Genomic DNA, 16,884 nt, shown 5'->3' on the forward strand with positions numbered 1-16,884 from the left:
CTCAGCCCCGGACCCGGAGCCGGTCGGTACTGTCCTCGCTGGGCTGCACGACGACGATGCCCTGCCCGGAGAACGCCATCTGGAACGCCTCGCCGCTGCCCCGGCCGACGAGCGCGCCCGCCTTGAGGGTGCGCTTCCCCTTGACCTTGAGGTTCGGGGACCAGGCGAGCAGGGCGTCCGGGTCGACATACGTCTCGTCCTCGCCCTTGCCGCACTCCACGACGATCGGGGTGCCGCGGGAGGTCAGGGCGACCCAGCCCTGACCGCCGACCTGGACGTTCCACAGGCCCTGACCGGCGAGCCGGGTGAGGCCCTTGACCTTCTCGACGCCCCACTGGAGATGGGCGTCGAACGCGAGGAGGTTGGAGCCGTTCACGGAGATCGCCTCGCCGCCGAGGTCGAGGACGACGACATCGGCACCGTAGTCGGCGAGGTACAGCAGACCGTCACCGAAGCACCGCATCAGCGGGGCGCCCTCACCGGTCGTCCACTCACGCGCCTGCTGGCGCAGCGCGGGCGGGCTGCCGTCGTACTGGACGTATCCGTCGTACGCGATCATGGAACCCGCGCGCGCGTAGAGGTCCTGTCCGCTCCGGAGAGCGACCTTCACCATGTGCTTGCCGTGGTTCTCCATACGGACGCCCACGGGGGCGGCCGGGACCTGGCCCGGGAATGGCTGGTTCATCATGACGGGCTCCCTCAGACCTCGTAGGGCTGGACGACGATGAAGTTGCCGGGGGCTCCCCGGAACTGGAGGTTCACGCCCTCACCGGTGGAGCCCGCCGAGCGGTTCGACCGCAGCCGGACCTGACTGGTGACGATCACCTGGGCCCCCGACGACCAGGCGACGAGCGCGTTGCAGTCGGCGAAGGTGCTCTGGGTGACCGGCATGACGACCGGTACGCCGTGCGTCTTGACGACGAGGGTCCCGGTGCCCTGGAACTGCATGGTGAACAGCGCGCCGCCGGGGATGCCGTGTCCCTCGATACGGCGTACCTCGTACTGAAGGGACTCGTCGAAGGCCATGACGTTCTCCGCGGAGACGCAGACGCCGTCGCCCTGGAGCTCGATGGTGTGCAGATGGGAGGCCTCCTCGGCGAGGAAGACCTGCCCCTTGCCGGTGCAGCGCATGAGCTGCATCTCCTGGCCGGTCCCCCCGCCGACGACGCGTCCGGCGAACCCGGCGCTCTTGTGGCTGAAGTCGACCTTGCCCTGGTAGAGGACCATGCTGCCCTGCCGCGCGAGCACGGGGCCGCCCCCGGTGCCGAGGTCCACGCGCGCGAGCTTCTCGCTCTGGAGGGTCCATCGCTGACCGGTCGCCAGCTCGTTGAACCGCTGGAGCCCGGCGGCGAGCCCGGCGACGACGGGAGCCTGCGGGGTGCCCTGGCCGGGGAACGGCGCCGGGCCGGTGTGCTGCGGCTGCGCGGGGACCTGTGGCTGCGCGGGTGCCTGCGGCTGTCCGAAGGGCGCGGCACCGCCCTGCTGACCCGGCACCCCGGGAGCCGGTACGCCGGGAACCGGTACCCCGGGAGCCGGTGCCTGCTGGCCGTAGCCGGGCTGCGCGTAGCCCTGCGGCGGGGTGGGTGTACCGGGCTGCTGACCGTATCCCGGCGGTGGAGTGGGTGGGGCCTGGCCGTAGCCGGGCGGCGGGGTGGGCTGTCCGTACCCCGGCGGTGGGGTCGGTGCGCCGGGCTGCTGGCCGTAGCCGGGCGGCGGGGGCGCGGACGGGGGTGCCTGCGCGGGCGCGGGGGGCGCGGCGAAGGCCGGGGGCGCGGTGGCCTGGGCGGGCGGCGCGAAGCCGGGCGCGGCCTGCGCGGGGGGCGCGAAACCGGGCACGGGCTCCGGGGCCGCGGGCTCCTCCTCCGCGGCGACCTCACCGCCGAAGTTCCTCAGCAGCGCCTCCAGCCCGCCGTCGAACCCCTGGCCGACGGCGGCGAACCGCCAGACGTCCTTGAGGTACAGATCGCCGAGCATCACGGCGCGCTCGGTCGTGAACTCCGAGCCGTCGAACGCGTACCGGGCGACCTCCTCGCCACCCGCGACGATCCGGAGGTACCCGGGCGCGACCTGGGACATCTGGCCGTCACCGTCGATGGTGGCGGTGAACGTCAGCCGCTGGACGGCCGCCGGGATCTTCTCCAGCGTGACCCGGAAGGACTCGGTGTCCCCGGCCTGGGCCCCGAGGAGCTGAATGGCCTCCTCCGGACTCTTCGGCTGGTTGAAGAAGATGAAGTACTGGTCGTCCGACAACTGGTCGGCCGCGTCCAGCCCGAAGCAACTGATGTCGAAACTCAACCCGGGACCGGCGATCTGTACACCTATGTACAGATCCGTCCCTGCGGTGAGATCACTGATCCTGGCCTTGTGGCCCCGCTGAAATTCCCTCGCCATGCGTAACGACCGTCCCCCATCCCGACACGAGCACGTCGCGACAGGCTAACCGCAAGCACCGACATCCGACGATGTCGGTACAGACCCGGTACACAAGTCTTCCTGTGCGACCTGTGTGACCCATGCGACCTGTGGCCGCGCCGACGCCACGGTCCGTACGGCCTCCCGGCCCCTACGGCTGCCCACCGCGGGTGGCGAGGCCGGTGGACCGAACGGCTCCCGCTAGGTGTCCGTGGCCGGTGGGCGGAACGGCAGCCGTTCGGCGGCCACGACCCCTTCGAGATAGCCGCGGGCCCGCTCCGTCCTCGGGTACGCCTCCAGCAGCCGCCAGAAGTCCGGCCCGTGCCCCGGCACCAGCAGATGGGCGAGCTCGTGCAGCAGGACGTAGTCGACGACGTACTCGGGCATCCCCTGGAGCCGGTGCGAGAGGCGGATGCTCCCCTCCGAGGGGGTGCACGACCCCCAGCGGGTGTTCTGGTTGGTGACCCAGCGCACGGTCAGCGGCAGCGCACGCCCGTCGAAGTACTGCGCCGACAGACGCCGCGCCCGCTCGGCCAGCTCCGTGTCGCCCAGCAGCCGCTTGCTCTCCTGGGCGGCGAGCTTGTCGAGCATCACCCCGACCCAGCGCTGCTCCTCCGCCTCGGACATCCGGGCGGGGATCAGCACGACCGTCCGGTCGCCCTCCCGGTACGCGGAGACCGTCCGGCGCCGCCGCGCGCTCCTGCGCACCTCGACCGCGCTCGCCCGTGAGCCGCCGGGCGGCGGACTCGTCGTGCTGCGCGGCGGGCTCGCGGCGCGTGGGTCGGCGGACACGCTTTGACGGTACCCGCTGGGCCGGGGAGAAGTCCCGACCCCGCCCCGCGTCCCCGCATCGATCCGCCCACCCGGAGGCGCACCGGTATGAAGAAAGCCGGGGCCTGTGGACAACTTTCCGCACGGCGCGCCGCAGGCGCGGATCATCGAAGGAGTCGGGCCGCGCCGGGGCCCGCCGGTGGGGGACGGGGGTCCGCACCGCCGGGCCCGGCGGCCCGAGCCGGTCACCCGTCCGTCCCGAGGAGCCCGCCCATGCCGACCCACCCACTGCTGAAGCCCGCGCTGCGGCGCGGCTGGCGCGATCTGGACACCGTGCAGTTCGGCGTGGCCGAGGCGCACGCCGTCGTGCTCGGCCCGGTCAGCAGCGCGACGGCCGCCTTCCTGACCCTGCTCGACGGCACCCGCGGCCGGGAGCTGCTGCGCCATGAGGCCCGCCGGATCGGTCTGCCCGAAGGCAGGGCCGACACATTCATCGAGCGCCTGGCCGCCGCGGGCCTCCTCGACACCTCGACGGGCGGCGGGCCGGGCTGCGAGGAGTTACGGCGCCGGGGCCCCGCGCTGGAGCGGCTGCGCTCCGACCACGCCACGCTCAGCGTGATCGAGCGGCGGCCGGGCGGGGCGCTGCGGCGGCTCGCGGCCCGCCGCGGCTGCCGGGTCCAGGTGCGGGGCGCGGGCCGGACCGGCGCGATGATCGCCGCGCTTCTCGCGGGCGCCGGGGTGGGCCGGGTCGATGTGCTGGACGGCGGCCGGGTCGAGCCCTGGGAGGTGGCCCCGGGCGGGCACCCGCCGGAGGCGGTCGGTGAGCGGCGGGCGGATTCGGCGCGCCGGGTGGCCCGCCGCGCCGCCCCGGGCCGTCCGCCCCGCCCCCGCCGGAGGGCCGCGTCCGAGGCCGCGGAGCCGGAGGCGGAGGAGCTCGGCCCCGAGCCCCCGCTGGCTCTGGTGATCGGCGCGCCACGGGACGGTCTCGCCGTACACGCGCCCGATCCGGCCGCCTGGGCCGACCTGGTCATGGCGGGTGTCCCCCATCTCTACGCGGGGGTGGTCGAGGGCACGGCGGTGGTCGGCCCGCTGGTCCTGCCAGGTCTGACGGCCTGCGCGGGCTGTGCCGAGCGGGGCCGGGCGGTGCGCGATCCGGCGTGGCCCCGGCTGCTCGCGCAGTGGCGCTCGGGGACCCCGCGTCAGGTCCCGTCCTGCGATCTGGGGCTGGCCGCCACCGTCGCCGGGCTGGCCACCGCACATGCCCTGGCCCTGCTGGACGGGGCGGTACCGGCGAGCGCGGGCACCCGCTGGGAGGCGTCGCTGCCGTATCTGGAGTGGCGCTCCAGGGCGTCGCGTCCGCATCCCGACTGCCCGTGCGGAGCGGCGCCCGCGCACACCGGGACGGCACACCCCTCGGAGGATTCGCCGGCGCACGACACAATGACTGCGTAGCCGCCGCATGTGGCACGGGTGGCTGGGACCTGGAGGGGCGAATGTCGGATCTTCCGCGGAAGGCGGTCACCCGGACGGCCAAGCTGGCCGCTCTGCCGCTCGGCATCGCCGGACGGGCGACCTGGGGGCTGGGCAAGCGCATCGGCGGCAAGTCCGCGGAGCTCGTGGGCCGTGAACTGCAACAGCGCACCGCCGACCAGCTGTTCAAGGTCCTCGGTGAACTGAAGGGCGGCGCCATGAAGTTCGGGCAGGCGCTGTCCGTCTTCGAGTCCGCGCTGCCGGAGGAGATCGCGGGGCCGTACCGGGCGGCTCTGACCAAACTCCAGGACGCCGCGCCCCCGATGCCGACCCGCACGGTGCACGCGGTGCTGGCGGAACGGCTGGGTGAGGACTGGCGCGAGCTGTTCGCGGAGTTCGCGGACAAGCCCTCGGCCGCCGCGTCGATAGGGCAGGTGCACCGGGCCGTGTGGCACGACGGCCGGGAGGTCGCGGTCAAGGTCCAGTACCCGGGCGCGGGTGAGGCGCTGCTGTCGGATCTGACCCAACTGGGCCGGTTCGCCCGGCTGCTGGGCCCGCTGGTCCCCGGGATGGACGTCAAGCCGCTCATCGCGGAGCTGCGGGACCGGGTCGCGGAGGAGCTGGACTACGACCTGGAGGCCCAGGCGCAGCGGGTGCACGCGGAGGAGTTCCTGGACGATCCCGATGTGCTGGTGCCCGCGGTGGTGCATCAGTGCGATCAGGTGCTCGTCACGGAGTGGATCGACGGGGTGCCCCTGTCCGAGGTGATCACGGACGGTACACCGGAGCAGCGGGACCGGGCCGGGCAGTTGCTGGCGCGCTTCCTGTTCTCGGGTCCCGCCAGGACGGGTCTGCTGCACGCCGATCCGCATCCGGGCAACTTCCGGCTGCTGCCCGACGGTGACGGATGGCGGCTGGGTGTCCTGGACTTCGGTACGGTCGACCGGCTGCCGGGCGGACTGCCCGAGGTCATCGGTGACTCGCTGCGGATGACCATCGACGGCGAGGCGGACGCGGTGTACGGCCTGCTGTGCGAGGAGGGGTTCGTCAAGGCGGAGATCGATCTCGACCCGCAGGCCGTGGTCGACTATCTGCTGCCGATCATCGAACCGGCCCAGGCCGAGGAGTTCACGTTCACCCGGGGGTGGATGCGTGACCAGGCGGCCCGCATCGGCGACCCCCGTTCCCCCGCCTACCAACTGGCCAAGCGGCTGAACCTCCCGCCCTCGTATCTGCTGATCCACCGGGTGACGCTCAGCACGATCGGCGTGCTCTGCCAGCTCGGCGCGACCGTCCGCCTCCGCGAGGAACTGGAGTCCTGGGTACCGGGGTTCCTCCCCGAGGAGGAGTACGTGGAGTACGAGGAGGACGTGGAGGAGTACGTGTACGAGGAGAACGGAGAGGTCGGGGACGCGGCGGGGCCGGATCTCGTGAAGCCGTCGTCCGGCACGGAGGCGGCCCGGCCGGACACGGAGGCCTGACCCGGCGAGCGCGGGTCCCGACAGACGCGGGTCCCGGCGAGCGGATGTCCGGACGGGCGGGTGTCCCGGGGTTCACCACCAGGGAGAGTCCAGGCGTCCTTCGATCGCTCTGAGGTTCTCCCGGGCGCACCGGTCGCAGAAGTAGCGGTGGACCCGGTTCTCGACGGAGCACGTCCAGGTGAGCGGAACGCCCTCGGCACCGGCACTGGACTCGGCACCCGCCTCGGCACCGCATCGGGCGCAGCGGGCCGGGGTACCGGGTTCCGCCAGTGCGCGGCCGGTGCCGTCGTTGCGGCCGATGTTGTCGGTGCTGTCGGTGCTGCGGGGACTGCCGGTGTTCTGACGTTCCACCAGGTGACGATATCGCCGCGTCCGGTGGCCTGACGTGTGCAACACGGGGCGGACGGCCGGGAACGAAGGCCGGCCGGGCCCGGACTCGTCGCGGGGTGCGGGGGCTCGGGAGCGTAACGCGGCGCGGGGGGCGGTCCGTTCGGGACCGGCCCCCACGGGAGCTTTCGAACTGTCGTCGGCACCGGGCGGCGGCCACGGTGCGGTGGCCGCCGAAGTGCCGGCGGAGGTGGTGGCCCTGGCCGTGCGGCGTATTACTGCATCACGGCGAGCGCCAGCGCGCGGCGGGCACGCATCGACGCGCGCTCGGCGCGCCGCTGCATCCGCCGGGCGGTGATCAGCCGCTCGGCCGGTCGGGCCGCCTCGGCCTCTCGCAGCCGCTCGCGCATATGCGCGCGTGCCATGGCTTCTGGAATGAGTTGCATCTCGCGGGTCCTGTTCCGGCGTGACTCGTCGAGCACGCCCGTGGTGGTGAAGTCTGTGGTGGTGAAGCCGGTGGGTTCGTCGGTGGAGGTCATCGGGGCCTGTTTCCGGGGGTCGTGCGTGAAGGGGCGATCGATCGTTCCGAGGATTTTCATGCTGAGACCGGGTTCTTGCGCGGACGGCCACGGGGCCGCTTCCGGGCGACGACGACACCCTGGACGAACAGCTCGCCGCCCCAGACGCCCCACGGCTCACGCCGCTCCTTGGCCCCGGCGAGACAGGCCTCGACCAGCGGGCAGGTCCGGCAGAGGGACTTGGCGTACTCGACATCGGCCGGGGACTCCGCGAAGAAGACCTCCGGGTCGTACGAACGGCAGGGGACGGGCACGCCGAGGTTCTCGATGGCGTCGTCGAGCGCGGTGAGCGCGGTGAGGGGGGTCACGGTGGAGTCCTTCGTGGGGCCGGGCGGGGAGGTCGTGTCCGAGGGCGGAGCTGACGGAGCGTGCGCGTCGAGTTGCACGGTGGTGTCTACCTCGTTGTTTCGGTCCGGCCGGTCGGCCGGTGGCTGTCTCTCCAGCGGTGGCTGGGGAGGCTGGTACCGGGTTGTTCTGTTGTCCCGAGACCCCTTCGCTCTGTTTTTGGGAAAACAGAAGGGCCGCGGTTCCCGGGTGGGATTCCGCGGCCCTGAGGCGCCGACCTGATCGAGATCAGGCTGGATCGCTCCAGGGTTCGAGCCCACGGAAGGCCCACATCGTGTGGTGCTGCTTGGTCTGACGCTTGCCGAGTCCGGCACCGGTCGCCGCAAAGCCATAGGCCAGTGCCTTGGCTGCCGCTTCTGCTTCCAGTGCCTCGGTCGGTCGGCTGCCGCGCTCTCGGATCACCAGGCCGGTGAGGGCCAGGGAAGGCTCGGGGCGGACAGCGGCGACGCCGGACACACCGGTGCCCAGGTTCGAGAAACCGGACGGGCATGCGGAGACGACGACCGAGTGATCGGTCAGGGTGACGGTGCTGACGGACTTGCTGTTCTTGATGCTGATCACTGGAAATCGCCTCCTCTCGGCGTCTTGGGGGACCTGGACGAGCCTGGTCCGACGGATATTAAGTACAGCACGGATCGGGCGCTTCGGAGAAGCTGCCGTCGCCGTGCTTAAGAACCTATGGTGATTGCCTGGGCATGTGCAAACTATTTTTCCGACGAGTTTGCCTCAGCGGTCACCCACCCCTGGTTCGCCCTCCTCACCTGCGCAGATGGCCAGGACATCGGCTCCGAAGCCCCGTACCTTGCGCATCCCGACGCCCGGGATACGGGCCAGGCTTCCCTCGTCGCGGGGGGCCGTCTCGGCGATGGCGACCAGGGTCCGGTCGGTGAAGACGCAGAACTCGGGCTGACCGCTCTCCTTGGCCTGCGCGGCGCGCCAGTCGTGCAGGCGGGTGTAGAGACCCTCGTTCATGTCGGACGGGCAGTCGTCGCAGCGCATCAGCTTCATCTCGCCCGCGTCGGTCAGCGTGCGTCCGCAGACCCGGCATCGGGCGGGGGTACGCACCCGGCGCCGGGCGGCGGGGGCGGCGGTGGCCGGGGCCCGTCCGCTGCCGGGCTCGACTCCCCCGTGGCCGAGGGGGCCGACCCGGGTGGCGGAGCCGGTGGAGCCGGGGCGCAGCCCGTCGAGGAAGCGGCTGGGGCGGCGGCCCGCCCGGCCGCCGGGCGAGCGGGACAGCGCCCAGGAGACATGGAGGTGGCGGCGGGCGCGGGTGACCCCGACGTAGAGCAGCCGGCGCTCCTCCTCGATCTGCTCGTCGGTGCGGGCGTAGGTGATGGGCATCATGCCCTCGGCGACCCCGACGACGAAGACGGCGTCCCACTCCAGGCCCTTGGCGGCGTGCAGGGAGGCGAGGGTGACGCCTTCGACGGTGGGGGCGTGCTGGGCTCCGGCGCGTTCGTCCAGCTCGGCCACGAGGTCCCCGAGAGTGGCGGCGTCCCGCGCGCGGGAGAAGTCCTCCGCGAGGCGGACGAGGGCGGCGAGGGATTCCCAGCGTTCGCGGACCACGCCGGAACCGGCGGGGGGCTGCGGGGTCCAGCCCTTGGTGGACAGTACGGCGCGGACCTGGGACGGCAGGTCGACGGCGTCGTCGAGGAGGGAGTCGTTGCCCCCGAAGCGGGCGGCGCCGCGCAGGGCCGCGCCCGCCTCGCGGACCTCGGGCCGCTCGAAGAAGCGTTCAGCGCCACGCAGCTGGTAGGGGATCGCCGCGTCCGCCAAGGCCTGCTCGTAGGTCTCGGACTGGCTGTTGGTGCGGAACAGGACGGCGATCTCGCTGGCGGGGACCCCGGAGGCGATGAGGTCGCGGATACGGCGGGCGGCGCCCTCGGCCTCGGCGGGCTCGTCGGTGTACTCGCTGTAGTGGGGTTCGGGACCGGCCTCGCGCTGGGAGACCAGTTCGAGGCGGTGGTCGGCGGCGCGTCCGCTGGCCTGGGCGAGGAGGCCGTTGGCGAGGTGCACCACCTGGGGGGTGGAGCGGTAGTCGCGGACGAGCTTGACGACGGTGGCCCCCGGGTGGCGGGTGCGGAAGTCGAGGAGGTGGTCGGGGGTGGCGCCGGTGAAGGAGTAGATGGTCTGGCTGGCGTCCCCGACGACACAGAGGCTGTCGCGCTCGCCGAGCCACAGGTCGAGCAGGCGCTGCTGGAGGGGGCTGACGTCCTGGTACTCGTCCACGACGAAGTGCTGGTACTGGCCGCGGACCTGCTCCGCGATGTCGTGCCGGTCCTGGAGGATCGCGACGGCGAGCAGCAGGACGTCCTCGAAGTCGATGACGGAGCGGTGCCGCTTGAGGTCCTCGTAGGTGCCGTAGAGCTGGCTGATCTCGGCGGCGTCGCGGGGGGTCTCGCGACCGGCGGCGCGGGCCGCCGCCGCGTAGTCGGCGGGGACGGTCTGGGTGACCTTGGACCACTCGATCTCGGCGGTGACATCACGCAGCTCGCCCCGGTCCAGGCGGACCCGGCAGGCGGCGGCGGCCTCGGCCACGAGCTGGACCTTGCGGTCGATGATCCGGGGCAGGCCGCCGCCGACGGCCTTGGGCCAGAAGTACTGGAGCTGGCGCAGGGCGGCGGAGTGGAAGGTGCGGGCCTGGACACCGGCGACGCCGAGCTGGCGCAGCCGGCCGCGCATCTCGCCCGCCGCGCGGTTGGTGAAGGTGACGGCGAGGACGCTGCCGGGCTGGAGGACCCCGGCGTGCACCCCGTAGGCGATGCGGTGGGTGATGGCCCTGGTCTTGCCGGTGCCCGCGCCGGCCAGTACGCACACCGGACCGCGCAGGGAGGTCGCGACCGCGCGCTGTTCGGGGTCGAGCCCCTCCAGCACGGAGTCCGCGCCCTGCGGCGGCGCCGGGAACTGGCCGGGGCCTGATTCCCGTGGGAAGAGTGTGGAGTGCGTTGCTGATGTCACCCCGCCATGCTGCCAGGTCCGTGGAGCGGACCGCGCGAGTTGTCCACAGGGTCGGGCACGCGGTCGTATTAATGCCGCTCCAGAGAAGGGGAGTACCGGGCGGACGCGCTCACGCGAGCCCCCGGACGACCCGTCCGGCGGCTCGCGCCGGGTCTCCGGCGGTGCCTGGTGGGCGGATCCGCGGGACCCGCTGTCCGGTGGGAGCCGTCCGTGACCGCCCGCCGGATGTTCTCCCCCGACCGGCGGAATCGCTGTCCCACCGATCGGCGGGGTCGAGCTCGTGCGACGACGGCCGGGCACGGGGTCCCCCGGCCGGGCACGGGCCGACGTGCGCCGGTCCCGACACGGGTGTTTCCACGGGTCCGCCGCGCGCCGTCCCGCCGCAGGTGTCCACGGGTCCGCCGCGCGCCACGCACCGCTCCCGCTCCCGGACGGGCCTGCGCCCGGGGTCCTGACCCGGGTGCCGGGAATGGTCGCCCGGTCACGTACGTTCACGGAGTGCGAGCAGGTATTCCCGCTCGTCCCGTAGGCACGAAGGAGCGCGAGAGACATGCCGGGCACTGTGACGATGTACAGCACCACGTGGTGCGGCTACTGCCAGCGGCTGAAGAGCCAGTTGACGCGTGAGGGCATCGGCTACGACGAGATCAACATCGAGCAGGACCCGCAGTCGGCGAAGTTCGTGGAGGAGGCGAACGGCGGCAATCAGACGGTGCCGACGCTCATCGTTCGGCCCACCGGCGGTGGCGCCGATGTGGTCATGACGAACCCGAGTCTCGCCCAGGTGAAGCAGGCCCTCGCGAGCTGACCGGGGTCCGCGTACGGGCGGCGCCCCCGTCCAGTGGTGCGGCGCTCTCCAGGACGTACGACCCGGCTCCCCGTACGTACGGCGCCCCCGTGACCGGATGGTCACGGGGGCGCCGCCCTGTCCGGCCTTCCGTCACGCGGCCCACGTGGCGGACGGCCGTCGGACGCTCGCCCGAGGGCTGCCGCCTCGGGCTCCCGTCCGTGCCCCGGGGTCCCTTGGTCCCGGGGCACAGGTCTTGGGGGCGGGAAACGCCCTGGTCAGACGATGAGCGCCTCCCGGATCAGCTGGACCGGGTGCCACGCGTCGCGTTCCGTGCCGTGGAAGATCTGCTGACGGCAGGAGACACCGGTGGCGACGATGACGGTCTCGTCCGGTTCGGCCCTGACCGCGGGGAAGAGCCGGTCCTCGCCCACGGTCATCGACACGTCGTAGTGCTCGGCCTCGAAGCCGAACGACCCGGCCATCCCGCAGCAGCCCGCGTCCAGCTCCTCGACCTCCACACCGGGGATGCGCTTGAGCAGTGCGACGGTCGCCGCGGTGCCGACCTCGGCCTTCTGGTGGCAGTGGCCGTGGTACAGCAGTCGCTTCCCGGCGGGCCAGGCGGTTTCGCTGAGCTTGAGGCGTCCTTCGTCGATGGCCTCCACCAGCAGTTCCTCCACCTGCCGGACCCGTCCGGAGACGTCCTTGACCGCGGTGTCGTCGGGGAGCATCGCCTTGTGCTCGTCCCGCAGCGTCATCAGGCAGGACGGTTCGCAGCCGACGATCGGGGAGCCGGGCGGGGTGGTCTCGGCGAGCAGATGGGCGAGCTTGAACGCCTTCTCGTTGGCGTCGTCCAGGAGGCCCTTGGAGAGACTGGAGCGACCGCAGCAGCCGCCGCTCTCCAGCCGCACGTCCCAGCCCGCGACTTCGAGCAGTTCGATCGCGGCGGCACCGATCCCGGGTTCGGTGTAGGTGGTGAAGGAGTCCGCGAGATAGGTGACCGTCCCCTGCGGGGCGACCAGCCGGGGGCTCTGTTCGCGGCCCTTGAACCAGCGCACCAGATTGCGCCGGGTGAAGGTGGGCAGGGGGCGTTCCCTGGCGATGCCCGGCCAGCGGGCCAGGAACCGGCGCAGCGGTCCCACCCGTCCCGGCAGATTGGACAGCGGGGCGGTGGCGGAGCCGAGCCGGTTGAGGAAGCGGATGGACCCGAAGATCCGTGAGCGCAGCGGGATGCCGTGCTCGTCGTGGTGGTGGGACAGCGCCTCGGCCTTGAGGGTGGCCATGTCGACGCCGAGCGGGCACTCGCTCTTGCACGCCTTGCACATCAGGCACAGGTCCAGCACCTCATGGAGGCGTTCGTCGCCGAGCGCCTTCTTGGGGTCGGGTTCCGAGAGTGCCTTGACCAGGGCGTTGGCGCGGCCCCGGGTGGAGTCCTGTTCGTTGCGGGTGGCCATGTAGGACGGGCACATCGCGCCCGTGCCGCTCTTGCGGCAGAGGCCGATGTTCATACAGCGGTCGGCGGCGCCGCGCATCCCGCCGACGATGTCGAAGTCGAGCCGGGTGCGCAGTTCCACGGCGGGTGGCAGGGCCGGGTCGCGCAGGTTCTCCGTCATGGCGGGCGCGTCCACGATCTTGCCCGGGTTCATGCGGTCCTGCGGGTCGAAGACGCCCTTGACGGCGCGCATCGCCTCGTAGAGTTCGTCGCCGAAGATCTCGCGGTTGAACTCGCTGCGGGCGAGACCGTCGCCGTGCTCGCTGGAGTTCACCCCGCCGTACTCGGTGACCAGGTCCTTGATCAGTTCGGCGACGGTCCGCATGGTGATGACCTGCTGCGGGTCCGCGAGGTCCACGAAGGGCCGGATGTGCAGACAGCCGACGGAGCAGTGGCCGTAGAAGCCGGCGCTGAGGCCGTGGTCGTCGAGGATGCCCTTGAAGCGTCGGGTGTACTCGGCGAGGTGGACGGGGTCGACCGCGGTGTCCTCGACGAACGCGAGCGGCCTTCGGGTGCCCTCGCCCGCCGCCATCAGCAGCCCGAGGCTGGACTTGCGGACCTTCATCAGGGCGCCCTGCTGCTGGGGGGTGACCGCGCGCAGGGTGTGGTAGCCGTGGCCGTAGCGCTCCCAGAGGGTGGTGAGCTGGCGGAGCTGGTCGAGCAGTTCGGTCTCGTCGTCGCCGGTGAAGCTGACGAACAGCAGGGCGTCCGGGTCGCCCTCCAGGATCTCGCCCAGGGACGCGTACTCGATCTTCTGCCGGGACAGGTCGAGGATCGTGCGGTCCATCAGCTCGACGGCCGCCGGGTGGCAGGACAGCGCGGTCTCGGTGGCCTCGATGGCGGCGACGACCGAGGTGAAGTGGCCGACGGCGATCACCGTACGGGGCGGCTTGGGGACGAGGTCGACCTCGGCCTCGGTGGCGATGCACAGGGTGCCCTCGGAGCCGACGACGAACTTCGCCAGGTCGAAGGGGGTGTCGTCGCGGGAGAGCCGGTCGAGCCGGTATCCGCAGGCCCGCCGCCAGAACTCGGGGAAGCCCTCCGCGATGGCGGCGGCGTTGGAGCGGATGATCACCGGCAGATCGCGGTAGAGGCGGCCTTCCAGGGTGGGCAGGTCCGCGCGGCGCTTGCGTTCGGCCTCGTCCACCGGCTCCAGCCGTGCGGTGCTGCCGTCGGACAGGACCACGTCGAGGGCGCGCACATGGTCGATCGTCATCCCGTAGCGCAGTGAGCCGCTGCCCGCGGAGTTGTTGCCGATCATCCCGCCGATGGTGGCGCGGTTGCTGGTGGAGGTGTCGGGGCCGAACATCAGCCCGTGCGCCGCCGCCGCCTTGTTGAGCTGGTCCTGGACGACCCCCGGTTCCACGCGTGCGACACGGCGTTCGGGGTCCAGTTCCAGGATGCGGTTCATATGGCGGGAGAAGTCGAGGACCAGACCGGGGCCGACGGTCTGTCCGGCGAGGCTGGTACCGGCGCCGCGCGGCAGCACCGGGATGCCGTACTCGGCGGCGACCCGGACGGTGGCCTGCACATCGGCGGTGTGCTTGGGGAAGACGACACCGCGCGGGGTGATGGAGTACATGCTGGCGTCGCGGGAGAACAGATGCCGGGTGTAGTCGTCGAAGGCCACCTCACCGTCGAGGTCGCGGCGGAGCCGCCGCTCCAGATCGCGGTCGGCCGATGCTGCTGCCGTCGGGGCTTCGTCGCCGATCAGTGTCATGTGCGGGGACTCCAAGGGTGGTCGGGCGGTTGCTCCCAGGGGGGCGGGCTGCCGGGACGTACGGGGTGCGGGGGTACGGGGCCGGGGGGTACGGGGCTGCGGGGCACGCGTACGTGCGGGTGCGTGGGTGCGGGTGCGTGGTGGTCGTGGTCTCGGTCGGTCGTGCGGCACGCGCGTGGGGCCTGGATGGGGCATACGCGCGTGGGGGCTGGTGCGGCACGCGCGCGTGGGAGGTGCCGCACGCGCGCGTGGAGGGCGGTTGCCGCGCCGGAGGAAGGGCGGGTGCGGGCGGCGGGGCGTCCCGGGCCTGGGCACAGGTACCGGGAGCCCTTCGCGTGGGGGGACCGCACCCGCCCTGGTCTCACGGGGTGCGCAGCACGTCGAGGGCCTTGCCCAGTCCGGCGGGGTCGACGGGCACTCCCGAGAGTTCGAGGCCCATCTGGACACCGGCGAGCGTCCCGGCGAGGGTGAGGTCGTTGAAGTGGCCGAGGTGGCCGATACGGAAGATCTTCCCGGCGAGCCGGCCGAGGCCGGCGCCGAGGGACATGTCGAAGCGCTCCAGGATGATCCTGCGGACCTTGTCGGCGTCATGGCCGTCCGGGAGCAGCACCGCGGTCAGTGAGCCGGAGTACTCGCGCTCGTCGGCGCAGAGCACATCCAGGCCCCAGCCGTGCACGGCCGCGCGGGTGGCGGCGGCGTGCCGGGCGTGGCGGGCGTACACCTGGGGCAGTCCCTCGGCGTCGAGCATGCCCAGCGCCTCGGAGAGCCCGTACAGCAGATTGGTGGCCGGGGTGTACGGGAAGAAGCCGCAGCGGTTGGCCTCGATGATCGGTTCCCAGTTCCAGAACGACCTCTTCAGCCGCGCGGTCTTCGCGGCGGCCAGCGCCTTCTCGCTGACGGCGTTGAAGCTGAGGCCCGGCGGGAGCATGAGGCCCTTCTGCGAGCCCGCGACGGTGACGTCGACGCCCCACTCGTCGTGCCGGTAGTCGATGGAGCCGAGCGAGGAGATCGTGTCGACGAGGAGCAGCGCGGGGTGTCCGGCCGCGTCGAGGGCCGCGCGGAGGTCGGCGATCCGGCTGGTCACACCGGTGGAGGTCTCGTTGTGGACGACACAGACGGCCTTGATCGCGTTCTTGGTGTCGGCGGTGAGGCGGCGGGCGAGTTCCTCGGGGTCGGCGCCGTGGCGCCAGTCGCCGGGCACGAAGTCGACCTTGAGGCCGAGCGAGGTGGCCATCTCCTGCCAGAGGGTGGCGAAGTGCCCGGTCTCGAAGCAGAGCACCCGGTCGCCCGGGCTGAGGGTGTTGACGAGGGCGGCTTCCCAGGCGCCGGTTCCGGAGGCGGGGTAGATCACGACGGGGCCGGAGGTGCCGAAGACGGGCTTGACGATGTCGAGGAGCCGGACGGTGAGGGCGGCGAACTCGGGGCCCCGGTGGTCGATGGTGGGCGCCGACATGGCACGCAGCACCTGGTCGGGGGTGTTGGTGGGGCCGGGGATCTGGAGGAAGTGGCGGCCGGTGCGCGAAGTCATGAGAGGACCCCTCCGAGGAGTTGTGCCGTAAGGCGGCACGCTGTACCGTAGGATGGCACGGCGGAGCATAAGCGTCACCGTTCGAGGGAGTCAATGGATGCAGAACGTCCTGAATGCGCTGCGCGCCCTGGAGGAGGTCGCCGAGCGGCAGCCGATCGGCGTCGCGGAGCTGGCCCGGGCCATGGACCTGCCGAAGAGTTCGGTGCAGCGCGCCCTGGTCACGCTGCACACCGCGGGCTGGATCAGACCGGCGTCGGGGACCACGACGCGGTGGATGGTCACCACCAAGGCCCTGCATGTCGGCAGACACGCCACCGGCGAACTCCCGCTGCGCGACATCGCCGTACCCGTGATGGAGGAACTGCGCCGCCGCACCGACGAGACGGTGCATCTGGCGGTGCCCGAGGGCGGCAAGATCGTGCTGATCGAGCGGCTGGAGACCACCAAACCGGTACGGATCATCCTGCCCCTCGGGCAGAATCTGCCGGTGCACGCCTCCGCGAACGGCAAGGCGGTGCTCGCGGCGAGCCCCGTCGAGACCGTGGAGCGGCTGATCACCGAGGGGCTGTCCCGCTTCACCGACGCCTCGATCACCGAACCGCAGCGGCTGCGCGCCGAGCTGGCCGAGATCCGCGCGCGGGGCTACGCCACCAACTCCGGGGAGTGGCGCACCGATGTGTCCGCCGTCGCCAGCGCGGTGATCGGGGCGAACGGGACACCGGTCGCCAGCATCAGCATCAACGTCCCGACGAGCCGGCTGACCGAGGCCTCACGGGCGGCGTTCGGGGCGGCGGTCCACGAGGCGGCACAGGCGGTCGGCGAATCCCTGGGACGACGGCGCGGCGACTGACGTCCGACCGGGGCGCGGCGGAAGAAGTTCCGGTCGCACCTCTTGACGCGCCTCCGTCGGCACGGATTCCATACTCCTCATCGCGGAACCCGTATTCCACATAACGGAATTTCGCACGGCGAGGTCTTCGGTCCCCTCGCCGTGCCGGACTGCGGCACCACCCTC

At 72.2% G+C, this 16,884-nt stretch carries 14 protein-coding genes; 4 read left to right on the plus strand and 10 right to left on the minus strand.

All coding sequences use genetic code 11. From position 1 onward, the window contains the following. Window position 1 precedes the first annotated feature (1 nt). The 3 genes from OG711_RS13300 to OG711_RS13310 all read right to left on the minus strand — a co-directional run bounded on the left by OG711_RS13300 (window position 2) and on the right by OG711_RS13310 (window position 3,204). A complete protein-coding gene (locus OG711_RS13300; RefSeq protein WP_073785602.1) occupies window positions 2-685 on the minus strand; it encodes an AIM24 family protein in 684 nt (227 codons plus the stop codon). A gap of 14 nt (window positions 686-699) precedes the next feature. Continuing rightward, complete coding sequence (locus OG711_RS13305) at window positions 700-2,391, minus strand: TerD family protein (RefSeq protein WP_329559330.1); 1,692 nt, start codon at window positions 2,389-2,391, stop codon at window positions 700-702. 222 nt (window positions 2,392-2,613) lie between these two features. Beyond that, complete coding sequence (locus tag OG711_RS13310) at window positions 2,614-3,204, minus strand: M48 metallopeptidase family protein (protein WP_073784723.1); 591 nt, start codon at window positions 3,202-3,204, stop codon at window positions 2,614-2,616. Window positions 3,205-3,456: 252 nt separating this feature from the next. Between OG711_RS13310 and OG711_RS13315 the strand changes: the two genes are divergently transcribed. After that, the gene (locus OG711_RS13315) at window positions 3,457-4,635 is read left to right on the plus strand and encodes a ThiF family adenylyltransferase (protein WP_329559331.1); all 1,179 of its coding nucleotides are present in this window, start codon (window positions 3,457-3,459) and stop codon (window positions 4,633-4,635) included. Between the two features lie 41 nt (window positions 4,636-4,676). Next, window positions 4,677-6,134 (plus strand): ABC1 kinase family protein, encoded by a 1,458-nt coding sequence (locus OG711_RS13320; protein WP_073784719.1) that lies wholly within the window; start codon window positions 4,677-4,679, stop codon window positions 6,132-6,134. Between the two features lie 72 nt (window positions 6,135-6,206). Here the strand turns inward: OG711_RS13320 and OG711_RS13325 are convergent, their stop codons facing one another. From OG711_RS13325 to OG711_RS13345, 5 genes are all read right to left on the minus strand, one after another. After that, window positions 6,207-6,485 carry a hypothetical protein gene (locus tag OG711_RS13325; protein ID WP_245876631.1) on the minus strand — a complete coding sequence of 93 codons (279 nt, stop codon included), beginning with the start codon at window positions 6,483-6,485 and terminating at the stop codon, window positions 6,207-6,209. 251 nt (window positions 6,486-6,736) lie between these two features. Next, the gene (locus OG711_RS13330) at window positions 6,737-7,060 is read right to left on the minus strand and encodes a hypothetical protein (RefSeq protein ID WP_073784717.1); all 324 of its coding nucleotides are present in this window, start codon (window positions 7,058-7,060) and stop codon (window positions 6,737-6,739) included. Next, complete coding sequence (locus tag OG711_RS13335) at window positions 7,057-7,425, minus strand: WhiB family transcriptional regulator (protein ID WP_073784715.1); 369 nt, start codon at window positions 7,423-7,425, stop codon at window positions 7,057-7,059. The genes OG711_RS13330 and OG711_RS13335 overlap by 4 nt, the downstream gene beginning before the upstream one ends. Window positions 7,426-7,612: 187 nt before the next feature. After that, the gene (locus OG711_RS13340) at window positions 7,613-7,945 is read right to left on the minus strand and encodes a hypothetical protein (protein WP_073784713.1); all 333 of its coding nucleotides are present in this window, start codon (window positions 7,943-7,945) and stop codon (window positions 7,613-7,615) included. 165 nt (window positions 7,946-8,110) lie between these two features. Continuing rightward, window positions 8,111-10,342 carry an ATP-dependent DNA helicase UvrD2 gene (locus OG711_RS13345; RefSeq protein ID WP_073784711.1) on the minus strand — a complete coding sequence of 744 codons (2,232 nt, stop codon included), beginning with the start codon at window positions 10,340-10,342 and terminating at the stop codon, window positions 8,111-8,113. Between the two features lie 550 nt (window positions 10,343-10,892). On the opposite strand from OG711_RS13345, the gene OG711_RS13350 reads away from it, so the two are divergent. Beyond that, on the plus strand, window positions 10,893-11,150 hold the full coding sequence (locus OG711_RS13350; RefSeq protein WP_073784709.1) for a glutaredoxin family protein: 258 nt from the start codon (window positions 10,893-10,895) through the stop codon (window positions 11,148-11,150). Between the two features lie 257 nt (window positions 11,151-11,407). Here the strand turns inward: OG711_RS13350 and OG711_RS13355 are convergent, their stop codons facing one another. Continuing rightward, window positions 11,408-14,341 (minus strand): FAD-binding and (Fe-S)-binding domain-containing protein, encoded by a 2,934-nt coding sequence (locus OG711_RS13355; RefSeq protein WP_073784707.1) that lies wholly within the window; start codon window positions 14,339-14,341, stop codon window positions 11,408-11,410. 361 nt (window positions 14,342-14,702) lie between these two features. Continuing rightward, window positions 14,703-15,869 carry a pyridoxal-phosphate-dependent aminotransferase family protein gene (locus OG711_RS13360; RefSeq protein WP_329559332.1) on the minus strand — a complete coding sequence of 389 codons (1,167 nt, stop codon included), beginning with the start codon at window positions 15,867-15,869 and terminating at the stop codon, window positions 14,703-14,705. A gap of 97 nt (window positions 15,870-15,966) precedes the next feature. Here OG711_RS13360 and OG711_RS13365 point away from each other — a divergent pair, with 97 nt between their 5' ends. Continuing rightward, window positions 15,967-16,719 (plus strand): IclR family transcriptional regulator, encoded by a 753-nt coding sequence (locus OG711_RS13365; RefSeq protein ID WP_329559333.1) that lies wholly within the window; start codon window positions 15,967-15,969, stop codon window positions 16,717-16,719. The last annotated feature ends 165 nt before the right edge of the window (window positions 16,720-16,884 follow it).

Source organism: Streptomyces uncialis, assembly GCF_036250755.1.
In the GTDB taxonomy this organism is placed as follows: Bacteria; Actinomycetota; Actinomycetes; order Streptomycetales; family Streptomycetaceae; genus Streptomyces; species Streptomyces uncialis.

Excerpts from the sequence above, each read along its gene's own strand:
- OG711_RS13300 (WP_073785602.1), bottom strand. The coding sequence starts at position 685 with ATGAACCAGCCATTCCCGGGCCAGGTCCCGGCCGCCCCCGTGGGCGTC.
- OG711_RS13305 (WP_329559330.1), bottom strand. The coding sequence starts at position 2,391 with ATGGCGAGGGAATTTCAGCGGGGCCACAAGGCCAGGATCAGTGATCTC.
- OG711_RS13315 (WP_329559331.1), top strand. The coding sequence starts at position 3,457 with ATGCCGACCCACCCACTGCTGAAGCCCGCGCTGCGGCGCGGCTGGCGC.
- OG711_RS13320 (WP_073784719.1), top strand. The coding sequence starts at position 4,677 with ATGTCGGATCTTCCGCGGAAGGCGGTCACCCGGACGGCCAAGCTGGCC.
- OG711_RS13330 (WP_073784717.1), bottom strand. The coding sequence starts at position 7,060 with ATGAAAATCCTCGGAACGATCGATCGCCCCTTCACGCACGACCCCCGG.
- OG711_RS13350 (WP_073784709.1), top strand. The coding sequence starts at position 10,893 with ATGCCGGGCACTGTGACGATGTACAGCACCACGTGGTGCGGCTACTGC.
- OG711_RS13355 (WP_073784707.1), bottom strand. The coding sequence starts at position 14,341 with ATGACACTGATCGGCGACGAAGCCCCGACGGCAGCAGCATCGGCCGAC.
- OG711_RS13360 (WP_329559332.1), bottom strand. The coding sequence starts at position 15,869 with ATGACTTCGCGCACCGGCCGCCACTTCCTCCAGATCCCCGGCCCCACC.
- OG711_RS13365 (WP_329559333.1), top strand. The coding sequence starts at position 15,967 with ATGCAGAACGTCCTGAATGCGCTGCGCGCCCTGGAGGAGGTCGCCGAG.